This is a genomic window from Flavobacterium rakeshii, from assembly GCF_009741375.1.
GTDB lineage: Bacteria > Bacteroidota > Bacteroidia > Flavobacteriales > Flavobacteriaceae > Flavobacterium > Flavobacterium rakeshii.
In genome coordinates this window covers 107,176-126,637 of record NZ_WOWP01000063.1, presented here as the reverse complement: position 1 = coordinate 126,637, position 19,462 = coordinate 107,176, and the positions used below count along the sequence as shown (strand labels likewise).

Genomic DNA, 19,462 nt, shown 5'->3' with positions numbered 1-19,462 from the left:
AATACTAAAATTATACGCAAGGTAGTGAAAATATAAAGTCCTATTTGTATTTTTACGCAAGCATAGTAATACCTGCCTCTGCCCTATGAAGTTAAAAAAACCAAGACGTAAAGCTACCCTTAAAGAATTTTTCGAATTAAATTTTGAAGAAAACAACCTGTGGGAATACAAAGCGGATGAAGTTGATTTGCTGGCAGAACTGGTAGATATTATCCGTCCTAAAAAACTCAATAAGGTTTATTCGGTTGATATAAGTGAGCTTATATTACTGCTAAGGGATAATGAGCATTACTGTAGCGGTTTTTCAAAATACTTAAAGGGAATACTAAAGCAAAAGAAATTCAGTAAAATACTTACCGATGCAGGTATACTTACTGATGCCGATTTTTTCTATGAGGTTAAAAAAAGGCTTTTTGCCAAGTTTATTCCCGATCAGCCGAAAAAGGACACGCTGGAATATGTTTTGAATCAGGTGTTTTTTGTGAAAACCGATCCGTTATGGATCAGGAAAATACCTTATGAGCAAATTGAGGCAGTATTTGACTTGGTTAAGTTTAGTTCTGTATACACCTCGATAGTCAATAAGAGTCCGCTAGCCGAACTGCTTTTTGCTATTGATGTTACCATACACCGAATTGCCGGGCGTGCACTGGAAAGTGATGTGATTAAGATGGTTCCCGAATATGAGAACATGGAAAGCCCTTTCCTTGAAATCCAAAAGGAATTTGCCCTGCTTACCGAAAAGCTTATTCAGGATAAAAACAACTTTTTTGATCCTAAGGATTTAGGCTACAAACAACTCATGATACTGCATAAGCAGTGTATAGATTATGTACAGATTGCCTTTAAGAACAGTGAGAAATATGGTATATCGTTAAGGGTAAACCAAAGCCTGTTGCGTATAAGGCAACAGCTTTTCAGGCTGCAAACGCTTTTGCCATTACTGGTTTTGAATGATGCTGATGATGCCCGAAAAAACTCTATTAAACTGGCACTCGACCTTATTGAGTACAATTGTGATAAAACCAATGTAAGGAAGCTGATAAGCGAAAGTACACAGCTACTATCTTATGAGGTTACCCAGCATACTGCCATTACGGGCGAACACTATATTACAAAAGACCGTGCCGATTATTTCAGGATGTTCTGGACGGCGGCGGGTGGTGGTGTAATTGTTGCCATAGCCTGTATTTTAAAGGTTTTCCTTTCTAAAATGGATAACAGTGCTTTTGGGCATGCCTTTTTTTACAGCCTGAACTATGCCCTTGCCTTTATAGGGATTTACCTTTGCGGATTTACCCTTGCCACAAAGCAACCTGCCATGACGGCTTCGGCATTAATACGCTCACTGGAAATAGGACGTAAATCAACAGAAAATGAAGATGAGAAACACAAGGCATTTGCCGAGTTTTTTGCCAGAGTATTCCGTTCCCAGTTCATAGCTTTTGTTGGGAATGTGTTGTTTGCCTTTCCGGTTGCTTTATTGGGTATATGGCTTATAGATATTGTTTTTGATTATAATTTGGCGTTAACCAAATGGTATAAACTAATTAACGATTTGAGTCCGGTACACTCACTGGCTATATTCCATGCCGCCATTGCGGGGATATTCCTTTTCCTATCGGGGATTATTGCCGGGAGTGTTGCCAATAGGGACAAACACGAACAAATGTATTACCGTATTGAGGAGCATCCGCTTTTAAAATTGAGTATAGGGCGTGTTAAGACCAAAAAATTATCAGAATGGTATGAGAGGCGTTGGGCGGGTATCGTTTCTAACTTTTGGTTTGGTGTTTTTATGGGAAGTACTGCCTCTATAGGTATATTCCTTGGGCTTAACCTGGATATCCGACACATTACCTTTGCCAGTGGTAACCTTGCACTTGGGCTTTATGGTGCTAACTATAACGTATCGGGCTGGATGCTTTTTTGGGGTATTTTCGGTATAGGTATTATTGGTTTAATCAACTTCATGGTAAGCTTTGGTCTTTCTATGGGGCTGGCGTTCCGTTCCAGAAATATTCCTTTCTCTGAGGTTAGGCCTGTAATAAGCTCTATCTGGGCGCATTTTAAGCGCAGACCTGCTACATTCTTCTTCCCTCGTATGAAAAGCCAGAATAAGGCTTAATTTTCGCTTTTATAAAGTAATTTTACCGTATGGAACTTCAGGAGTCTTTACGAAAGATAATCCATGTGGATATGGATGCGTTTTATGCCTCTGTGGAGCAAAAGGATAATCCTGAGCTTCGCGGAAAGCCTATTGCTGTAGGCGGAGGTTCCAGCAGGGGAGTGGTAGCAGCAGCCAGTTATGAGGCACGTAAGTTTGGAGTACGCAGTGCCATGAGTGGCTATCTTGCCAAAAAGAAATGCCCGCAGCTTATATTTGTAAGACCACGATTTGAACGTTACAGGGAAGTATCTTATCAGATAAGGAAAATTTTTCTGGATTATACTGATTTGGTTGAACCGCTTTCGCTGGATGAGGCCTACCTGGATGTTACCATAAACAAAAAAGGGAACCCAAGTGCTACCATGATTGCCGAAGAAATAAGGCAACGTATTTTTGAGGCTACAGGATTAACGGCTTCTGCCGGGATTTCCATCAATAAATTTATTGCTAAAGTAGCCAGTGACTACAATAAGCCTAACGGACAAAAAACGGTTAACCCTGATGAGGTGCTGGAGTTTTTGGAAAATTTGGCAATTGGTAAGTTTTATGGTGTAGGTAAGGTAACTCAGGAAAAAATGTACCAACTGGGTATTTTTACCGGAGCCGACTTAAAAGCCAAGAGTGTTGAATATCTTACGGAGAATTTTGGTAAATCAGGAGCTTATTACTACCATGTGGTAAGGGGTATACATAACAGTGCTGTTAAACCCGACAGAATTGTAAAATCAGTAGGGACAGAGCATACTTTTTTTGAAAACCTCGTTTCGGAAGTATTTATGATTGAGAAGCTGGACGATATTTCTAAAGAACTCGATAAACGGCTTAAAAAGAAAAAAATAGCCGGTAAAACGATAACCCTTAAAATAAAATACAGTGATTTTACCGTGCAAACCCGTAGTAAAACATTGCCTTACTATATATCAGACAGGGCACTTATAATGGAAACGGTTAAAGAGCTCCTGTATCAGGAAAAGATAAAAGATTCGGTCAGGCTGCTTGGTATATCATTGGCTAACCTTAACAATGAGGAGAAAGAAGGAGAGAAGAAAAAAGAGGTTGCCGTACAACTTAGATTTGATTTTTAGTTAATAAAAAAGCCGACTATATCAGTCGGCTTAAATATTCTATAAAGTGTTTTAGTCTCTGCTTGATAGTTTGGCTAATAATCTAAGTATTTCAAGATAAAGCCATACCAGTGTTACCATAAGTCCTATAGCGCCAAACCATTCCATATATTTAGGAAGTCTTCTTTTGGCTCCGGTTTCAATCATATCAAAATCAAGGAAAAGGTTAAGTGCGGCGATAACAATTACAAAAATGCTAATACCTATACTCATTAATGAATTATCATAATGAACCGGTTGCCACGATGTAAACAGGCTGATAACCCAACTAACTAAATAGTACGTTACGATGGCAAGTGTTGAAGCTACTACTATTGACTTAAACTGTTCGGTTACCTTAACTATTTTAAACCTGTATAATGCTAAGCATACAATAAAGGTTACAAAGGTGCCGGCAACAGCCTGGATAATAATTTCAGAATAATAATTTTCTGCAAAAACAGCAGATATGGCTCCTATAAAAAGTCCTTCAAATAAAGCATAAGCAGGGGCTAAGTAAGGAGAGTACTTAGGTTTAAACGATGCTATTAAAACCATTACAAAAGCAAGTATTGCTCCCACTATGGCTAACGGCATTGGGTTTTGTCCGTTTACACCCATCCACCAGGTATAAGCAGCACTTCCTATTAGCATGGCTAACAGGATAAAACTTTTATTGATAGCTCCGTTAACAGTCATTGTTTCATTGTAATCAATTATCTGTACCGGGCGGCCCTGCTCGTCAAAAACAGTTGTTTCTGCAGGTTTTGAAAATGACTTGTTTTTTAAAAACGGATTGTTAGATTTAAGGTTCATGTGTGATTGTTTTTACAGTATCAAATATATATCTTCTTTACAAAAGAAAAAAGCCTGCTTGATGGCAGGCTTAGTTAAAATTTATTTTGGTAGTGAGACTACTCTATTTCAGAAACCCTAAGTGTGTTAACCATACCTTTTTCTATAACCGGCATAGCAACAAGGTTAATAATCATATCACCTTTCTCTACATATTTCATTTCGTGTGCAATTGCATTCACGTCTTCTACAGTTTCGTCAGTACTTGTTAGCTTATCGTAGTAAAAAGCATTAACCCCCCATAAAAGGTTCATTTGTGCAAGTATGCGCTTGTTAGAAGTATATACAAGTATGTGTGCATTTGGTCTCCATGCCGAGATTTGGAATGCAGTATAACCACTGTTTGTTAGTGTTGAAATAGCTTTTGCTTTAATTACGTTTGCCATTTGTGCAGCGTGGTAACAAATAGATTTTGTTATAAAACGCTTGGTTCTAACCTGTGGTGTATTTTGAGGAACTGAGATTAGCGGAGAATCTTCTACAGATTCGATAATCTGAGTCATTTTTTCAATAACCTGTACCGGGTAGCTACCTACAGATGTTTCACCTGAAAGCATTACCGCATCGGCACCGTCCATAACCGAGTTTGCCACATCATTCACCTCTGCTCTTGTAGGAGTAAGGCTTGTAATCATGGTTTCCATCATTTGTGTAGCGATGATTACAGGGATACGGGCAGTTTTAGCACGGTGAACCAGTTTTTTCTGGATAAGCGGTACTTCCTGTGCAGGAACTTCCACACCAAGGTCACCACGAGCCACCATAAGTGCATCACAAAAAGCAACAATCTTATCGATGTTCTCTACAGCCTCAGGCTTTTCGATTTTAGCAACGATTGGAATTTTATAAGCTGAATGCTCTGAGATAAGATCCTGAAGTTCTTCAAGGTCTTTTGGAGTTCTAACAAATGAAAGAGCAATCCAGTCTACCTCCTGCTTAATAGCAAAGATGGCATCTTTAACGTCTTTTTCGGTAAGAGCCGGTAAAGAAACTTTTGTATTAGGAAGGTTAACTCCTTTTTTAGATTTTAAAGGTCCGCCCTGTACAACAACGGCTTTAACCTCGTCTACTTTGTTTGTTTCAAGAACTTCAAAGATAAGTTTACCGTCATCCAGTAATATTCTTTCTCCCGGATTTACATCGTTAGGGAATTCTTTGTAGTTCATATATACTTTCTCGGCAGTACCAAGTATGTCCTGTGCAGTTGTAAAAGTGATTATATCACCTTTGTCTACTACAACATCTTCTTTCATTACACCTACCCTTAGTTTTGGACCCTGAAGGTCGGCAAGTATAGCGGTATTATAACCAAACTCGTTGCTTAGACCTCTGATTATGCTGATGCGTTCTTTTACATCCTCATAATCGGCATGTGAAAAGTTTATCCTGAAAACGTTTACACCTGCATCAATCATGTCTTTAATTACCTCTCTTGTGCTGCAGGCAGGTCCCAGTGTAGCTACAATTTTAGTTTTTTTATTTGTTGGCATTCTTAAAAAATTAAATTGTTTTTCGATTTTAGTTTTTGGTGGTCAATTTTATAAGCGGTAGTAACCTGACGTATTTTGAGTAGCTTTTCCACAAGCTCCTCAATCGCAAAATTCCCACAAATGTTCTCTATTTTTATAATGTAATCCACTTTTTTGAATTCCGGTAAAAGGAAGACATTAGTGCTCACGTCAAACCCTGCGGCATCAAACAGTGAAATACTTTCCTGTTGTTTGCTCACTATGGTGTTTTTGTTTTCCAGAAGGTTCCAGGTTATTTCTTTATCCTCGTCTTCATAAATGAACCTTGAAAAACAGCTTTCACCTTCTTTAACCTTGATCTCTATATCTTTTGGGCTTTTTTCAAGGAGAATTGACAGTTCACGATTAATGAAATATGCCAGCCTGTAGTCTTCCAGGGAAGAGTGTATGGCGATTAATTCATAATCGATTGTAACGAAGTCATCAATCAGCAGTTTGTGAATAGCCATTATTATTCTGAATAATAAGGCGTAAATATACTACTTATAACTTACAAAAAATAGTCTTAAAATTAAGTTAACGGTAAATTATCAACGAAAACGTTATAGTTTACTGTTAAATTCATTTATTTTTTGTTAATTTTTTCCTGAAATGCAAAATAGGCTCTTTGGGATGCTTTTTCTTCGGCTTTCTTTTTTGAAGTTGCTCTGGCTTTGGCCACAATTTTTCCGTCAATTTTTAAACGTACACCAAAATGCTTAACATCTTCATTACCGTTGTCTTCAAAAACATCGTAATGAAACTGTTTTTTTTCTTTTTGGCACCATTCAATAACAAGGCTTTTGTAGCTAATAACCTTACCCTCAAGTTTAGGGATGTCTACATAAGGTACAATTACCTTTTTATTGATGAATTTTTCGCAGTAAGTAAAACCTCTGTCAAGATAAATAGCTCCTACAAAGGCCTCAAAAAGGTTACCGTGTATGTTTTCGCCAAAATGTTGTGCAGATACTTTACTCTCAACCCATTTTATAAGGTTAAGATCGCGCCCCAGTTCGTTTAAGTGTTCACGGCTTACAATTTTAGAGCGCATTTTGGTAAGGTAGCCTTCGTCTCCGGTAGGTACCTCTTTAAACAGGTGTGCTGCAATTACAGATCCCAGCATGGCATCTCCTAAAAACTCAAGACGTTCGTAGTTTATAGGATTACCGTTTTCATCTGTTTTGTTTGAAGAGCGGTGTGTAAACCCTTTTCGGTAATGTGATAGTTCTACCGGGTTAAATCCCAGTATTTTTCTCATTTCTTCAAAAAAAATCCCGTCTTCAGGAGAGCGGGATTTGTTGAATATTTTCTTTATAATGCCCATTAAAGGATAATTATAATTCCAGTTTTTTAACCAATACGCACGCATTGTGACCGCCAAAACCAAACGTGTTACTCATAGCAACCTTTACGTCTCTTTTCTGAGCTTTGTTGAAAGTGAAGTTTAGTTTTGGATCGATGTTCTCGTCATCAGTGAAATGGTTGATGGTTGGAGGAACAATTCCGTGCTTTATTGAAAGTATTGAAGCAATTGCCTCTATAGCCCCGGCAGCACCAAGAAGGTGACCTGTCATGGACTTTGTTGAGTTAAGGTTAAGGTTATATGCGTGCTCGCCAAATACTTCAAGTATGGCTTTAGACTCGGCAATATCTCCAAGTGGAGTAGATGTACCGTGCATATTAACAGCATCAACATCTGATGGCTGTAAACCAGCATCCCTTAAACAGTTAAGCATAACATTTTTAGCACCAAGCCCTTCTGGGTGTGGAGCAGTAATGTGGTGAGCGTCGGCACTCATACCGCCTCCGCCAATTTCGCAGTAAATAGTAGCGCCCCTTGCAATTGCGTGCTCATACTCTTCAATAACAAGCGAACCTGCACCTTCACCAAGTACAAAACCGTCGCGGTCTTTGTCCATTGGTCTTGAAGCTGTTTGCGGATCGTCGTTTCTTGTAGAAAGCGCGTGCATAGCGTTAAAACCACCCATACCTGCAATGGTAACGGCAGCCTCACTACCTCCGGTAACCATAACATCTGCATGGCCTAAACGAATGTAGTTAAAAGCGTCTATTAAAGCGTTTGTTGATGATGCACAGGCAGAAACCGTTGTGAAGTTAGGTCCTCTAAAGCCATATTTCATAGAAATGTGACCACCTGCAATATCAGCTATCATTTTAGGAATAAAGAAAGGGTTGAATTTTGGAGTACCGTTACCGGCAGCAAAGTTCATTACTTCTTCCTGGAAAGTCTCTAGACCTCCAATACCTGAACCCCAAATTACACCTACTCTGTCTTTATCCAGTGTATCAAAATCAAAATTGGCGTCTTTTACAGCCTCATCGCTAGAAACAATGGCATACTGAGCGTAACGGTCCATTTTTCTTGCTTCTTTTCTGTCTATAAAATCTTCTACCTTGAAATTTTTTACTTCGCAGGCAAATTTTGTTTTGAAGTTAGTCGTATCAAAATATGTAATAGGGGCAGCACCGCTAACTCCGTTGATAAGGCTGTTCCAGTACTCCTCAACGTTGTTTCCTATAGGTGTAAGGGCGCCTAAGCCGGTTACTACAACTCTTCTTAATTTCATAAGTTAAATTTTATAGTTTCAATTTATAGAACAATACCCATGCGTCTCTATTGAAAATAATAAGAAAACATGGGCATCAGGATATATTATGAATGGATAAACCCGTTCATTTTATCAAAGCGTTTAACGCAAAAGTTGGTAAGACAATAAATAAGAACATCCATGCATCAGATACATGGATGTATATTATTTATTATTTTTTTGCTTCTTCTATGTAAGAAATAGCCTGACCAACAGTAGAGATGTTCTCAGCCTGATCGTCTGGAATCTGAATATCGAATTCTTTTTCAAACTCCATGATAAGCTCAACAGTGTCTAGTGAATCTGCTCCTAGATCATTTGTGAAGCTAGCCTCTGTTACAACCTCATTTTCGTCAACACCTAATTTGTCTACGATAATCGCTTTTACTCTTGATGCAATGTCTGACATAATCTTTAATTTTAGAATTTAAATTGATGGCAAAAATAAAAAACTTTATTTTAAAACCATGTTTTACTAAAAAAATGTGACTACTAAAATAAAAAATTAATTTTAGAAATTTGCCAGAGAGCCTTTATTTTACAGTTTATTATTCTTTTTTTTGCACTTTGAAAAAAATTTAAAAAAGGTATGAAAAACATAGTACTTTTTGCTTCAGGAGGGGGGTCTAACGCCGAAAAAATCATGGAATATTTCGGTAAAAAAGACGAATTTAATGTTGTTGGACTGTTTACTAACAACCCAAATGCGGGTGCAATTAACAGGGCAAAAAGCTATAATGTGCCTGTTTTTGTGTTTAACAGAGAGGAGTTAAACGGTGATTTTGTGCTTAAAAATGTGCAAAATTTAAATCCGGATGTTATTGTTTTAGCCGGATTTTTATGGAAATTCCCTTCTAATATAATAGCTCAGTATCCTGATAAGGTAGTAAATATACACCCTGCACTGTTGCCAAAATATGGCGGAAAAGGTATGTATGGTATACATGTGCATACAGCTGTTTTGGAAAATAAAGAGGAGGAGACAGGTATTACCATACACTATGTGAATGATAATTATGACGAAGGGAATATTATTTTTCAGGCTACGGTAAAAGTGTCAGACTGTACTACTCCGCAGGAAGTAGCATCAAGAGTGCTTGCTTTAGAGCATGAACATTTCCCTAGAGTTATAGAGGAGTTTTTGAGTAAGTAATTTAATTTTTCACCATTACGGGTGTTTAACAAGTCAATTTCATTATTTTAAAATGAGTCACCAAATACATATATATACAGATGGCGCGGCTAAGGGAAATCCGGGGCCGGGCGGCTATGGTGTGGTTATGGAACAGGTGGGTACGGGCTATAAAAGGGAATTTTATGAAGGTTTCAGGAAAACGACCAATAACCGTATGGAACTGCTGGCTGTTATTGTTGGTTTGGAAAAACTTAAAAACCCGGGGATGTCGGTACTTGTGGTGTCCGATTCCAAATATGTGATTGACTCCATTACCAAAGGCTGGGTTTTTGGCTGGGAGAAAAAAGGGTATGCCGGTAAAAAAAATCCCGACCTATGGAAACGCTTTCTTAAAATATACAGGCAACACAAGGTTGATTTCAAGTGGGTAAAAGGACATAATAACCACCCTCAAAACGAACGTTGTGATCAGTTGGCTGTTATGGCCTCACAGCAACCTGTTCTTAATGTTGATGCTTATTATGAGGCTGATGATGATAAGTTGTTATAGATTTAACTCCAGCTCATATTTATAATGACGAGATTGTCTTTTATTTTTACTGTTCCGCCTATTGCTCCCTTTTCTCCGGAAATGACATAGGTTTTTGTGTTGTTTCTTTCACGGAGCTGAATTTTGTTCAGTTTTTTATTTTTCTTAATCCAATTTTTAATTTCCTTGGTGTTTGCAGTAAATTCAAGAATATACTGTCTTGTAAACATACTTCCCCGTTTAGTGATGTTTATGTTTTTATTTTCAATGGGGAGTTCTGTAAGTCCGCTCCATTCCAAAGTGGTTTTTATAGCGTTATCCTTTTGCCATGGGAAAACAATATTTGAAAAAACAAACAGATAAACTGTTAATAGTGCTATGGCAGATAAAGATAATAATGTTTTAAAAGCTTTTTTCATAGGTGAGGTTTGTTGTGTTAAAAATATAAAAAATCCGCTATAAATTAATGTAGCGGATTATTCGTATTTCTGTTGAAAAAGTGTTTAACTATTAAAAGCCTCTTCCAGTTTTGCGATGTCCAGCTTTTTCATTTGCAGTAGCGCATTCATTACTTTGCCTGTTTTGGTCTTATCGGGGTCGCTAAGTAATTTGTAGAGTATATTTGGGACAACCTGCCACGATACGCCAAACTGATCTTTAAGCCAACCGCACTGTTGTGATTCGGGGTTTCCGCCTTCACGAAGTTTTTCCCAGTAGTAATCAACCTCTTCTTGGTTTTCACATTTAATAATAAAGGAAACCGATTCGTTTAGTTGAAATAAAGGTCCGCCGTTTAGTCCAACGAATTTGGTGCCGTGAGCAATAAAATCAACGGTCATTACAGCTCCCTCGGGCATACCGTGTATTTCCTGTCCTTCTTTGCCATAATGTGTGGTGCTTAGTATTTTGCCGTCACTAAATACTGAGGTGTAAAATTTAGCGGCTTCTTCGGCATTTCTGTCAAACCATAAATTAACGGTAAGCGGTTCAAAGTTTTTTGAATTTTTCATAATACATTATTTGATTGATTTTAAGAATATTACAAAGTTATATGTAATGGTTTGAGGGTAAAGGGTGAATAACAGACAAAGCATGGTGTATATCCCGACAAACTATAAAAAATAGCTGTTGCAGGCATAAATGAAATTTATAGACAAATTTGTTGTTATCCAACTTATGGAGTATCTTTGCAGCTTCATTTTTAAACTGTTTATGAATAAATTACTTATTGTAGGTTCAGTTGCTTTTGATGCTATCGAAACACCTTTCGGGAAAACCGATAAGATACTTGGCGGAGCAGGGACTTATATTGGCTTAGCGTCTTCTTTTTTCAAAGTGAAGTCGGCCATCGTTTCAGTAGTAGGAGAAGACTTTCCTCAAGAGCATATCGACTTATTTACAAACAGGGGAATTGACGTTTCGGCCATCGAGGTGGTAAAAGGCGGAAAAACCTTTTTCTGGAAAGGACGTTACCATAACGACCTTAACTCAAGGGATACCCTGGAAACGCAATTAAACGTACTTGGCGATTTTCAGCCTAAAGTTCCTCAAAACTTCAAAGATGCCGATGTGGTAATGCTGGGTAACCTGCACCCTTTGGTACAAATTAGTGTGCTTGACCAAATGGAGAAAGCACCTAAGCTTGTTGTGCTTGATACCATGAACTTTTGGATGGACTGTGCCCTGCCTGAACTAAAGGAAGTTATTAAGCGTGTAGATGTTATTACCGTTAATGACGAAGAGGCAAGACAGCTAACGGGAGAATATTCTCTTGTTAAGGCAGCAGCTAAGATCCATGAAATGGGACCTGAGTATGTAGTGATTAAAAAAGGAGAACACGGCGCATTGCTGTTTCATGATAAGCAGGTGTTTTTTGCACCGGCACTTCCGCTTGAAGAGGTGTTTGACCCAACAGGAGCAGGAGATACGTTTGCAGGAGGATTTACAGGTTATATAGCCCAAAGCGAAAACCTGTCGTTCAAAAATATGAAGAACGCCATAATTTATGGTTCGACCCTTGCTTCATTTTGCGTAGAGCAGTTTGGTACCCAACGAATGGAAAATGTTTCCAAGGAAGAGGTCATAGACCGCCTGCAGCAGTTTAAGGCATTAACCCAGTTTGATATATCGCTGGATTTAGAAAACGAAGAAGAGTAAAAAATACTAAGGCCTCATTGTGGGGCTTTTTTTAATAAACACGACAATAACACAACTATGAGCGACGCTTTAAAGCATGAATGTGGTATAGCACTTTTAAGATTACGTAAGCCTTTAGAGTATTATAAAGAGAAATACGGTACGGCCTTTTACGGAGTGCAAAAAATGTATTTGCTGATGGAAAAACAGCATAACCGCGGGCAGGATGGTGCCGGGTTTGCGAGTGTGAAAATGGATGTTAAGCCGGGTCAGCGCTACATAAGCAGGATACGTTCTAACAAACAACAACCTATACAGGATATATTTACTCAGATAAACGGAAGGATTAATGAGGAGATGATTGCGCATCCTGAATATGCTAACGATGTGCAGCTTCAAAAAGAAAATGTACCTTATGTTGGAGAAGTATACTTAGGGCACGTAAGATATGGTACGTTTGGTAAAAACAGTATAGAGAGTGTTCACCCTTTCCTTCGCCAAAACAGCTGGATGCACCGCAACCTTATCGTTGCAGGTAACTTTAACCTTACTAACGTTAAGGAGCTTTTTGATAGCCTTGTAGAGTTAGGGCAGCACCCTAAAGAACTTGCCGATACGGTAACTGTAATGGAAAAAATAGGTCACTTCCTTGATGAAGAGGTGATTGATTTATATCAGGAATGTAAAAAAGAAGGTTTCACTAAACTGGAAGCTTCTGCAGAAATTGCTAAGAGACTAAATATTGCAAATATACTTAAGCGCGCGTCTAAAAAATGGGATGGTGGTTATGCTATGGCAGGTATGATGGGACACGGAGATGCTTTTGTGATGCGAGATCCTGCAGGTATCCGTCCGGCATACTACTACCAGGATGATGAAATTGTGGTAGTTGCTTCAGAAAGGCCGGTTATCCAAACCGTTTTCAATGTTCCGTTTGATGCAGTTCAGGAGTTAGATCCGGGGCATGCAGTAATCGTTAAGAAAGACGGTAGCATGAACATTGAGGAGATTAATCCGGCATTGCCTAAAAAAGCATGTTCGTTTGAAAGGATTTATTTCTCAAGAGGTAGTGATGCCGAGATATATGAAGAGCGTAAGCAACTAGGTCGTTTAGTGTTGCCACAGGTACTTGAGGCAATTGAAAGCGATACAGATAATGCAGTATTCTCATATATTCCTAATACAGCAGAAACTTCTTTCTTTGGTATGGTTGAGGCGGCACAGGACTTCCTTAATAAAAGAAAGAACGATTATATACTTGATAACAAGGATACATTAACAGAAGATAGCCTTAGGGAATTACTTTCGGTCAAAATCCGTACAGAGAAAGTAGCTATTAAAGATGCTAAACTAAGAACCTTTATTACTGAAGACAGTAGCAGGGACGACTTAGTGGCTCACGTTTATGATGTTACTTATGGTGTTATTAAGCCGGAAGATAACCTGGTTATTATTGACGACAGTATTGTAAGGGGGACTACGCTTAAAAAGAGCATCATTAAAATGATGGACAGGCTTAACCCTAAGCGTATTGTTGTGGTTTCTTCTGCTCCGCAAATCAGGTACCCTGACTGTTATGGTATCGATATGGCGAAACTTGAAGGTCTTATTGCCTTTAAGGCGGCTCATGAGCTTCTTATTGAAAGAGGTATGGAGCATATTGTGGAAGATGTTTACAAGAAATCAAAAGCGCAGGAAAATCTTCCTGATAACGAGGTGATAAACTATGTGAAAGAGTTTTATGCACCGTTTACAGATGAAGAGATTTCTAACAAAATAGCTGAGATGCTAAGTTCGGATGAAATTGATGCTGAAGTTAAGATTATTTACCAAAGTGTAGAGAATCTTCACAAGGCGTGTCCGAAGAATTTAGGTGACTGGTATTTTACAGGTGAATACCCTACCCCGGGAGGTAACCGTGTGGTTAACAGAGCCTTTATTAATTTTTACGAAGGAAATGATGCAAGAGCCTACTAATCAGGTTTCAAAGGTCTGTTAATCAGGGGTGAAAATTGCATTTCGTCGATTATTTGAACTTTTTACCTGATTTTTGACCGAAAAACTTGCAAAATATCAATCGTAATCTTACTTTTACAGCAAAATAGCATTAGTAAATTAATTTTTACGGTATTTTTGGGGGCAAAGAAGGGGAAACATTGTTTCCCCTTCTTATTTTAAAAAGCATTTCAATCGTTTAATATATTGCTGTTTACAGCAAAAAAGGGAGCTCAAATGAACTCCCTTTTTTTATTGTTGTATCAAAAAGTATTTACTTTTTGATAACTTTTATTTTTCGTTAGCATAACGTCTTGCTACTTCTTCCCAGTTTACTACGTTAAAGAAAGCCTCAATATAGTCAGGTCTTCTGTTTTGGTAGTTTAGGTAGTAAGCGTGTTCCCAAACGTCAAGTCCAAGTATTGGAGTACCTCCGCAACCTACTTCCGGCATTAGCGGGTTGTCTTGGTTTGGAGTAGCGCAAACTTCAAGTTTACCACCTTTGTGAACACATAACCAAGCCCATCCAGAGCCAAATTGTGTAGCGGCAGCTTTAGAGAATTTTGCTTTGAACTCTTCAAAAGAACCAAAAGCTTTTTCTATAGCAGCTTCAAGTTCACCTGTTGGCTGGCCTCCACCTTTTGGAGAAAGTATTTGCCAAAACAGGTTGTGGTTGTAAAAACCGCCACCGTTATTTCTAACCGCACCGTTAGCCGGGTCAAGGTTAATTAAAATATTTTCAATTGTTTTACCTTCTAAGTCAGTTCCTGCTATGGCGTTATTTAGGTTGGTAGTATATGCATTATGGTGCTTTGTATGGTGTATTTCCATAGTGCGGGCATCAATATGTGGCTCCAGCGCATCATACGCATACGGAAGTTTTGGTAATTCAAAAGCCATAATATGTCAAAATTTAAAGATTAATATTAATTTTAATCCAAATTTAGAAATTTTACGCTTTATAACGAAATAAGATTTTGTTATAATTTATCTTACTAAATGCTAATACCATAAAAAAACAGAGTGAAAAAAGCTGCTTTTTCAATATACAACGCTTCTGCGGGCTCGGGAAAAACCTACATGCTTGTAAAAGAGTATTTAAAGATACTTCTGCTGGCAGGAAGCGACGATGTTTACAGAAAAATACTGGCCATTACTTTTACCAATAAGGCGGTAGAGGAAATGAAAAACAGGATTATTGCTAACCTGTCTGAATTTTCTAAAAACGAACCCGATATTAAAGCGGAAGGTTTGATGAAAACACTTTCGGCAGAAACCGGACTCACACTGGCTACTATTAAAGATAAATCGAAAGCCATAATTAAACATATAATCCATAATTATGCTTCGTTTGACATCTCTACTATCGATAGGTTTACACATAAGGTAATACGTGCTTTTGCACACGATCTTAATCTTTCGGTATCTTTTGATGTATCGCTTGAAACCGAAAACCTGCTTCAGGAGGCTGTTGATGCTATTATTGCAAAAGCAGGGGAGAATGATGTGCTTACCAACTTGCTTGTGGATTTCTCGGTAGATAAAACCGATAATGATAAGAGTTGGGATGTTACCTACGAGTTATTTGAAATAGGTAAGCTGCTTATCAATGAGAACAACCGTAATGAGGTAGCGCAATTTAGTGATAAACCCATTGAGGAATTTCTTTTTATAAAAGAGAAACTTAAACAGAATATTGAACAGCTTGAAGAGGACAGCAGGCAGACTGCCGATGCTATTTTCGCTCTTTTGGAACAAAAAGGGATTGACCTAAAATCATTTTCCAGAGGGACATTTCCTAACCATGTTGGCTATATACAAAAAGGGGAACTGAAATCTACTCATAAAAAATACCACGAACCGGAAGATATAGCTGTAAATAAGGCTTCGAAAGACAGAGAGATAATCGAGGGTATTTCGGGTGAGTTGATTGCGATGCTAAAAAGGGCTTATGTGAATTATGAGAAAAAGAATTTCTATGAAGCTTTCCTTAAAAATATTACGCCGTTATCACTACTTAATTCCATAAGCCAGGAACTGGAGCGTATCCAGAAAGAGCAGAACGTACTTTCGATATCCGAATTCAATGCTATTATATACAGGGAAATTCAAAATCAGCCTGCGCCTTTTATTTATGAAAGGTTAGGAGAAAGATACAGGCACTTTTTTATTGATGAATTTCAGGATACTTCACAAATGCAGTGGTTTAATCTGATTCCGCTTATCGATAACTCTCTGGCATCTGAAGATATGGGGGTAAAAGGTTCGCTTATGGTAGTGGGCGACCCTAAACAGTCTATTTATCGCTGGCGTGGCGGTAAGGCCGAACAGTTTATAGAACTCAGTAAGGAATACAATCCGTTTTCCAATCCTGATAAGGAGATTATCGAACTGGGACAAAACTACAGGAGTTACAGCGAGGTGATTAATTTTAATAACGAGCTGTTCTCTATGCTCTCGGGCGAATTTGATGATCCTGATTATAAGGATTTGTATGCTAATCATAGCAGGCAGGACTTTAACAGCAAAACGGGAGGGTATGTAAACATATCTTTCCTTCCGGAGGTTCAGCAACAGGATCATGCAGAGGATGCACCCGATAAAAACCAACTGTACCTTGAGGCGGTGCTCCAAACCATACAAAAGGTTAGGGAGAAAGGTTTTGCTTACAGGGATATCGTTTTACTTACCCGCAAGAGGCAACCGGGGGTGTTGTTGGCTAATTTTTTAACCGAGAATAAAATCCCAATACTTTCTTCCGAAACATTGCTAATTGAAAATGCCGCTGAGGTTAAGCTTATCATTAATCTATTACGCTATTTAAAAAGTAATGCTAATAAGGAAGCTAAAGCACACTTTTTATATTTTGCGGCTACCAGTCAGGGTATGGGAGAGAAAACCCACGATTTTATCAGTGAGGGTATGGAGCAGCCTAATGAGGAGCAGCTGGAAAACTGGCTTGGAGAATATGGTATACATATCTCCTTTAGGAATTGCAGAAAGCGTTCGCTGTATGAAGCTGTAGAAAGTATTATAGATGCCTTTATAAAAGATAAGAGTAACCAGTCTTACGTACAGTATTTTCTGGATCTTGTATTGGAAAAAGATGTAAGGAGTCAGTCGGGTATATCGGATTTTCTGGAGTACTGGGATAACAATGGGTCAAAATTCAGTATTCCGTCTCCCGAAGGGAATGATGCAGTACGTATAATGACCATACATAAATCAAAAGGACTGGAGTTTCCGGTTGTGATTTTCCCTTTTGCCGAAGAGGATTATGCTAAATCACCCCGCAGTAAAATGTGGCTGGAGCTGGATGATGATACCCTTGGTTTTCAAAAAGCACTTATTGACAGTAAAAAGGAAGTAGCTGAATATGGTGAAAAAGCCTCACAGCTTTATCATATAAAATCACAGGAAGAATTACTGGACAATATTAATATACTGTATGTGGCACTTACCCGTGCCGAGGAGCAACTGTATATAGTTTCGGGTAAAAACTTTACTTCAAAAGGAGAACTTACCAATAATATGTCGTCTTATTTTATAAAGTATCTTATGCAAAAAGGACTCTATAATGATACAGATTTGGAATATGAGTTTGGTAGTCCCGATAAGATTTCTGATAGTGAGGAATATGTCTCACATCAGGAAACGATTAAGGTAGTTGGAGAAAGATTTAGTCCGCGTGGGGTTAAAATCGCACAACGTGAATCATTAATGTGGGGTACTAACCAGTTAAAGGCAATTGAGTTTGGTAATGTAATGCACGAAATATTGTCGTTCATTGAGACAGCTTCAGATATTGACCTTGCGGTTATTAAGGCAATAGAGGCCGGTTTAGTAACAGCTGCTCAGGAGCAGGAAATTAAGCAAAGCCTGGAGTCAGTAGTAAATCATGAAGAATTACAAGTCTTTTTTGCCGAAGGCGTTACAGTATTCAATGAGCAGAATATAATAAGGAGAAATATACAAAATATTAAACCCGACAGGGTGGCTGTTAAAGGAAATAAAGCGTGGCTGCTGGATTATAAAACGGGAGCACATCAGCCCAAATATGAAAAGCAGTTGGCGGAATATGAAAAGGCACTACAGGAAATGGGCTTTGAAGTTGCTAAAAAAGCATTAGTCTATATAGGAGAAACCATAAATGTGGTACATTTGTCGCAAAATTAGAGTTGATTTACACCATAAAAATATTAAACGGATAAACTATGTACGGAAAAATCAAGAATTATTTAGAGCAGGAGCTTGATGCTATCAAAGAAAACGGATTATATAAAAAAGAGCGTATTATCGCTTCTCCTCAGGGAGCAGAAATTACCCTTGATTCAGGACAAAAGGTACTTAACTTTTGTGCTAACAACTACCTTGGGCTTTCATCTCACCCGGAGGTAATCAAAGCGGCAAAAGATGCACTTGATACTCACGGTTTCGGTATGTCTTCAGTTCGTTTTATTTGTGGTACACAGGATATACACAAAACACTGGAACAAAAAATTGCTGATTTTTACGGTACTGAAGATACTATACTTTATGCAGCTGCTTTTGATGCTAACGGAGGTGTTTTTGAACCGCTTTTAGGAGAGGAAGACGCAATTATATCAGACAGTCTTAACCATGCTTCGATTATTGATGGTGTTCGTCTTTGTAAAGCAGGACGTTACCGCTATGAGAACAACAACATGGAAGAGCTTGAAAAGCAACTTATAAAAGCTAACGAAGACGGAAGAAGATTTAAGTTAATCGTTACCGATGGTGTTTTCTCTATGGATGGTTTAGTTGCTCCGCTTGATAAGATTTGTGACCTTGCCGATAAGTATGATGCTATGGTAATGGTAGATGAATGTCATGCCGCAGGTTTTATAGGTGCTACCGGTAAAGGTACACTTGAGGCTAAAAATGTAATGGGTAGGGTAGATATTATAACCGGTACCCTTGGTAAGGCTTTAGGTGGTGCTATGGGCGGTTATACTACAGCTAAAAAAGAGGTTATAGAGATATTGAGACAACGTTCAAGACCATACCTTTTCTCTAACTCGCTGGCGCCTTCAATTGTTGGGGCATCAATTAAAGTTTTTGAACTATTAAGTGAGAGTACTGAGTTAAGAGATCAGTTAGAATGGAATACCAACTATTTTAAAGCCGGTATGAAAAAGGCTGGTTTTGATATTATAGACGGAGATTCTGCTATCGTCCCTGTAATGCTATATGATGCAAAGCTTTCTCAGGAAATGGCGGATAAGCTTCTTGAAAAAGGAATCTATGTTATAGGATTCTTTTACCCGGTTGTTCCTAAAGATAAAGCAAGAATAAGAGTACAACTTTCTGCTGCTCATACTAAAGAACATTTGGACAAGGCAATCGCTGCTTTTACTGAAGTAGGGGAAGAATTAACGATAATTTAACTACATTTTCG

The 19,462-nt window shown here is 38.3% G+C and carries 17 protein-coding genes; 8 read left to right on the top strand and 9 right to left on the bottom strand.

Annotated features, from left to right (window positions below; all coding sequences use genetic code 11):
* Positions 1 to 85 precede the first annotated feature (85 nt).
* The gene (locus GN157_RS17405) at positions 86 to 2,128 is read left to right on the top strand and encodes a recombinase (protein WP_157484744.1); all 2,043 of its coding nucleotides are present in this window, start codon (positions 86 to 88) and stop codon (positions 2,126 to 2,128) included.
* A 29-nt stretch (positions 2,129 to 2,157) separates the two neighbouring features.
* Positions 2,158 to 3,255 (top strand): DNA polymerase IV, encoded by a 1,098-nt coding sequence (gene dinB, locus GN157_RS17400; RefSeq protein ID WP_157484743.1) that lies wholly within the window; start codon positions 2,158 to 2,160, stop codon positions 3,253 to 3,255.
* A 51-nt stretch (positions 3,256 to 3,306) separates the two neighbouring features.
* Here the strand turns inward: dinB and GN157_RS17395 are convergent, their stop codons facing one another.
* From GN157_RS17395 to GN157_RS17370, 6 genes are all read right to left on the bottom strand, one after another.
* Entirely contained in the window at positions 3,307 to 4,089 is a 783-nt protein-coding gene (locus GN157_RS17395; RefSeq protein WP_157484742.1) for a Bax inhibitor-1/YccA family protein, read from the bottom strand.
* A 98-nt stretch (positions 4,090 to 4,187) separates the two neighbouring features.
* Entirely contained in the window at positions 4,188 to 5,618 is a 1,431-nt protein-coding gene (pyk, locus tag GN157_RS17390) for a pyruvate kinase (RefSeq protein WP_157484741.1), read from the bottom strand.
* 2 nt (positions 5,619 to 5,620) lie between these two features.
* Positions 5,621 to 6,106: an IPExxxVDY family protein gene (locus tag GN157_RS17385; RefSeq protein WP_035133254.1), complete on the bottom strand. Its 486-nt coding sequence runs from the start codon at positions 6,104 to 6,106 to the stop codon at positions 5,621 to 5,623.
* 116 nt (positions 6,107 to 6,222) lie between these two features.
* Positions 6,223 to 6,963, bottom strand: a complete 741-nt coding sequence (gene rnc / locus GN157_RS17380) for a ribonuclease III (RefSeq protein ID WP_035133434.1) — start codon at positions 6,961 to 6,963, stop codon at positions 6,223 to 6,225.
* A 10-nt stretch (positions 6,964 to 6,973) separates the two neighbouring features.
* Positions 6,974 to 8,227 carry a beta-ketoacyl-ACP synthase II gene (fabF, locus tag GN157_RS17375; RefSeq protein ID WP_035133256.1) on the bottom strand — a complete coding sequence of 418 codons (1,254 nt, stop codon included), beginning with the start codon at positions 8,225 to 8,227 and terminating at the stop codon, positions 6,974 to 6,976.
* Positions 8,228 to 8,420: 193 nt separating this feature from the next.
* Positions 8,421 to 8,657, bottom strand: a complete 237-nt coding sequence (locus tag GN157_RS17370) for an acyl carrier protein (protein ID WP_019037482.1) — start codon at positions 8,655 to 8,657, stop codon at positions 8,421 to 8,423.
* Between the two features lie 180 nt (positions 8,658 to 8,837).
* On the opposite strand from GN157_RS17370, the gene purN reads away from it, so the two are divergent.
* Together purN and rnhA are read left to right on the top strand one after the other, a co-directional pair.
* Positions 8,838 to 9,401 carry a phosphoribosylglycinamide formyltransferase gene (gene purN, locus GN157_RS17365; RefSeq protein ID WP_157484740.1) on the top strand — a complete coding sequence of 188 codons (564 nt, stop codon included), beginning with the start codon at positions 8,838 to 8,840 and terminating at the stop codon, positions 9,399 to 9,401.
* A 52-nt stretch (positions 9,402 to 9,453) separates the two neighbouring features.
* Positions 9,454 to 9,933 carry a ribonuclease HI gene (rnhA, locus tag GN157_RS17360; protein ID WP_157484739.1) on the top strand — a complete coding sequence of 160 codons (480 nt, stop codon included), beginning with the start codon at positions 9,454 to 9,456 and terminating at the stop codon, positions 9,931 to 9,933.
* A 2-nt stretch (positions 9,934 to 9,935) separates the two neighbouring features.
* Here the strand turns inward: rnhA and GN157_RS17355 are convergent, their stop codons facing one another.
* Complete coding sequence (locus GN157_RS17355) at positions 9,936 to 10,331, bottom strand: hypothetical protein (RefSeq protein WP_157484738.1); 396 nt, start codon at positions 10,329 to 10,331, stop codon at positions 9,936 to 9,938.
* Between the two features lie 84 nt (positions 10,332 to 10,415).
* Positions 10,416 to 10,922, bottom strand: coding sequence for a VOC family protein (locus GN157_RS17350; RefSeq protein ID WP_157484737.1), 507 nt, complete (start codon positions 10,920 to 10,922; stop codon positions 10,416 to 10,418).
* Positions 10,923 to 11,124: 202 nt separating this feature from the next.
* On the opposite strand from GN157_RS17350, the gene GN157_RS17345 reads away from it, so the two are divergent.
* Both GN157_RS17345 and GN157_RS17340 read left to right on the top strand, forming a co-directional pair.
* Positions 11,125 to 12,069, top strand: a complete 945-nt coding sequence (locus tag GN157_RS17345; RefSeq protein ID WP_157484736.1) for a PfkB family carbohydrate kinase — start codon at positions 11,125 to 11,127, stop codon at positions 12,067 to 12,069.
* A gap of 57 nt (positions 12,070 to 12,126) precedes the next feature.
* Positions 12,127 to 14,025 (top strand): amidophosphoribosyltransferase, encoded by a 1,899-nt coding sequence (locus tag GN157_RS17340; RefSeq protein WP_157484735.1) that lies wholly within the window; start codon positions 12,127 to 12,129, stop codon positions 14,023 to 14,025.
* Between the two features lie 309 nt (positions 14,026 to 14,334).
* Here the strand turns inward: GN157_RS17340 and GN157_RS17335 are convergent, their stop codons facing one another.
* Positions 14,335 to 14,943 carry a superoxide dismutase gene (locus tag GN157_RS17335; protein WP_035133274.1) on the bottom strand — a complete coding sequence of 203 codons (609 nt, stop codon included), beginning with the start codon at positions 14,941 to 14,943 and terminating at the stop codon, positions 14,335 to 14,337.
* Positions 14,944 to 15,066: 123 nt separating this feature from the next.
* Here GN157_RS17335 and GN157_RS17330 point away from each other — a divergent pair, with 123 nt between their 5' ends.
* Together GN157_RS17330 and kbl are read left to right on the top strand one after the other, a co-directional pair.
* Positions 15,067 to 18,219: a UvrD-helicase domain-containing protein gene (locus GN157_RS17330; protein ID WP_317163556.1), complete on the top strand. Its 3,153-nt coding sequence runs from the start codon at positions 15,067 to 15,069 to the stop codon at positions 18,217 to 18,219.
* A 38-nt stretch (positions 18,220 to 18,257) separates the two neighbouring features.
* A complete protein-coding gene (kbl, locus tag GN157_RS17325; RefSeq protein ID WP_157484734.1) occupies positions 18,258 to 19,451 on the top strand; it encodes a glycine C-acetyltransferase in 1,194 nt (397 codons plus the stop codon).
* Positions 19,452 to 19,462 lie beyond the last annotated feature (11 nt).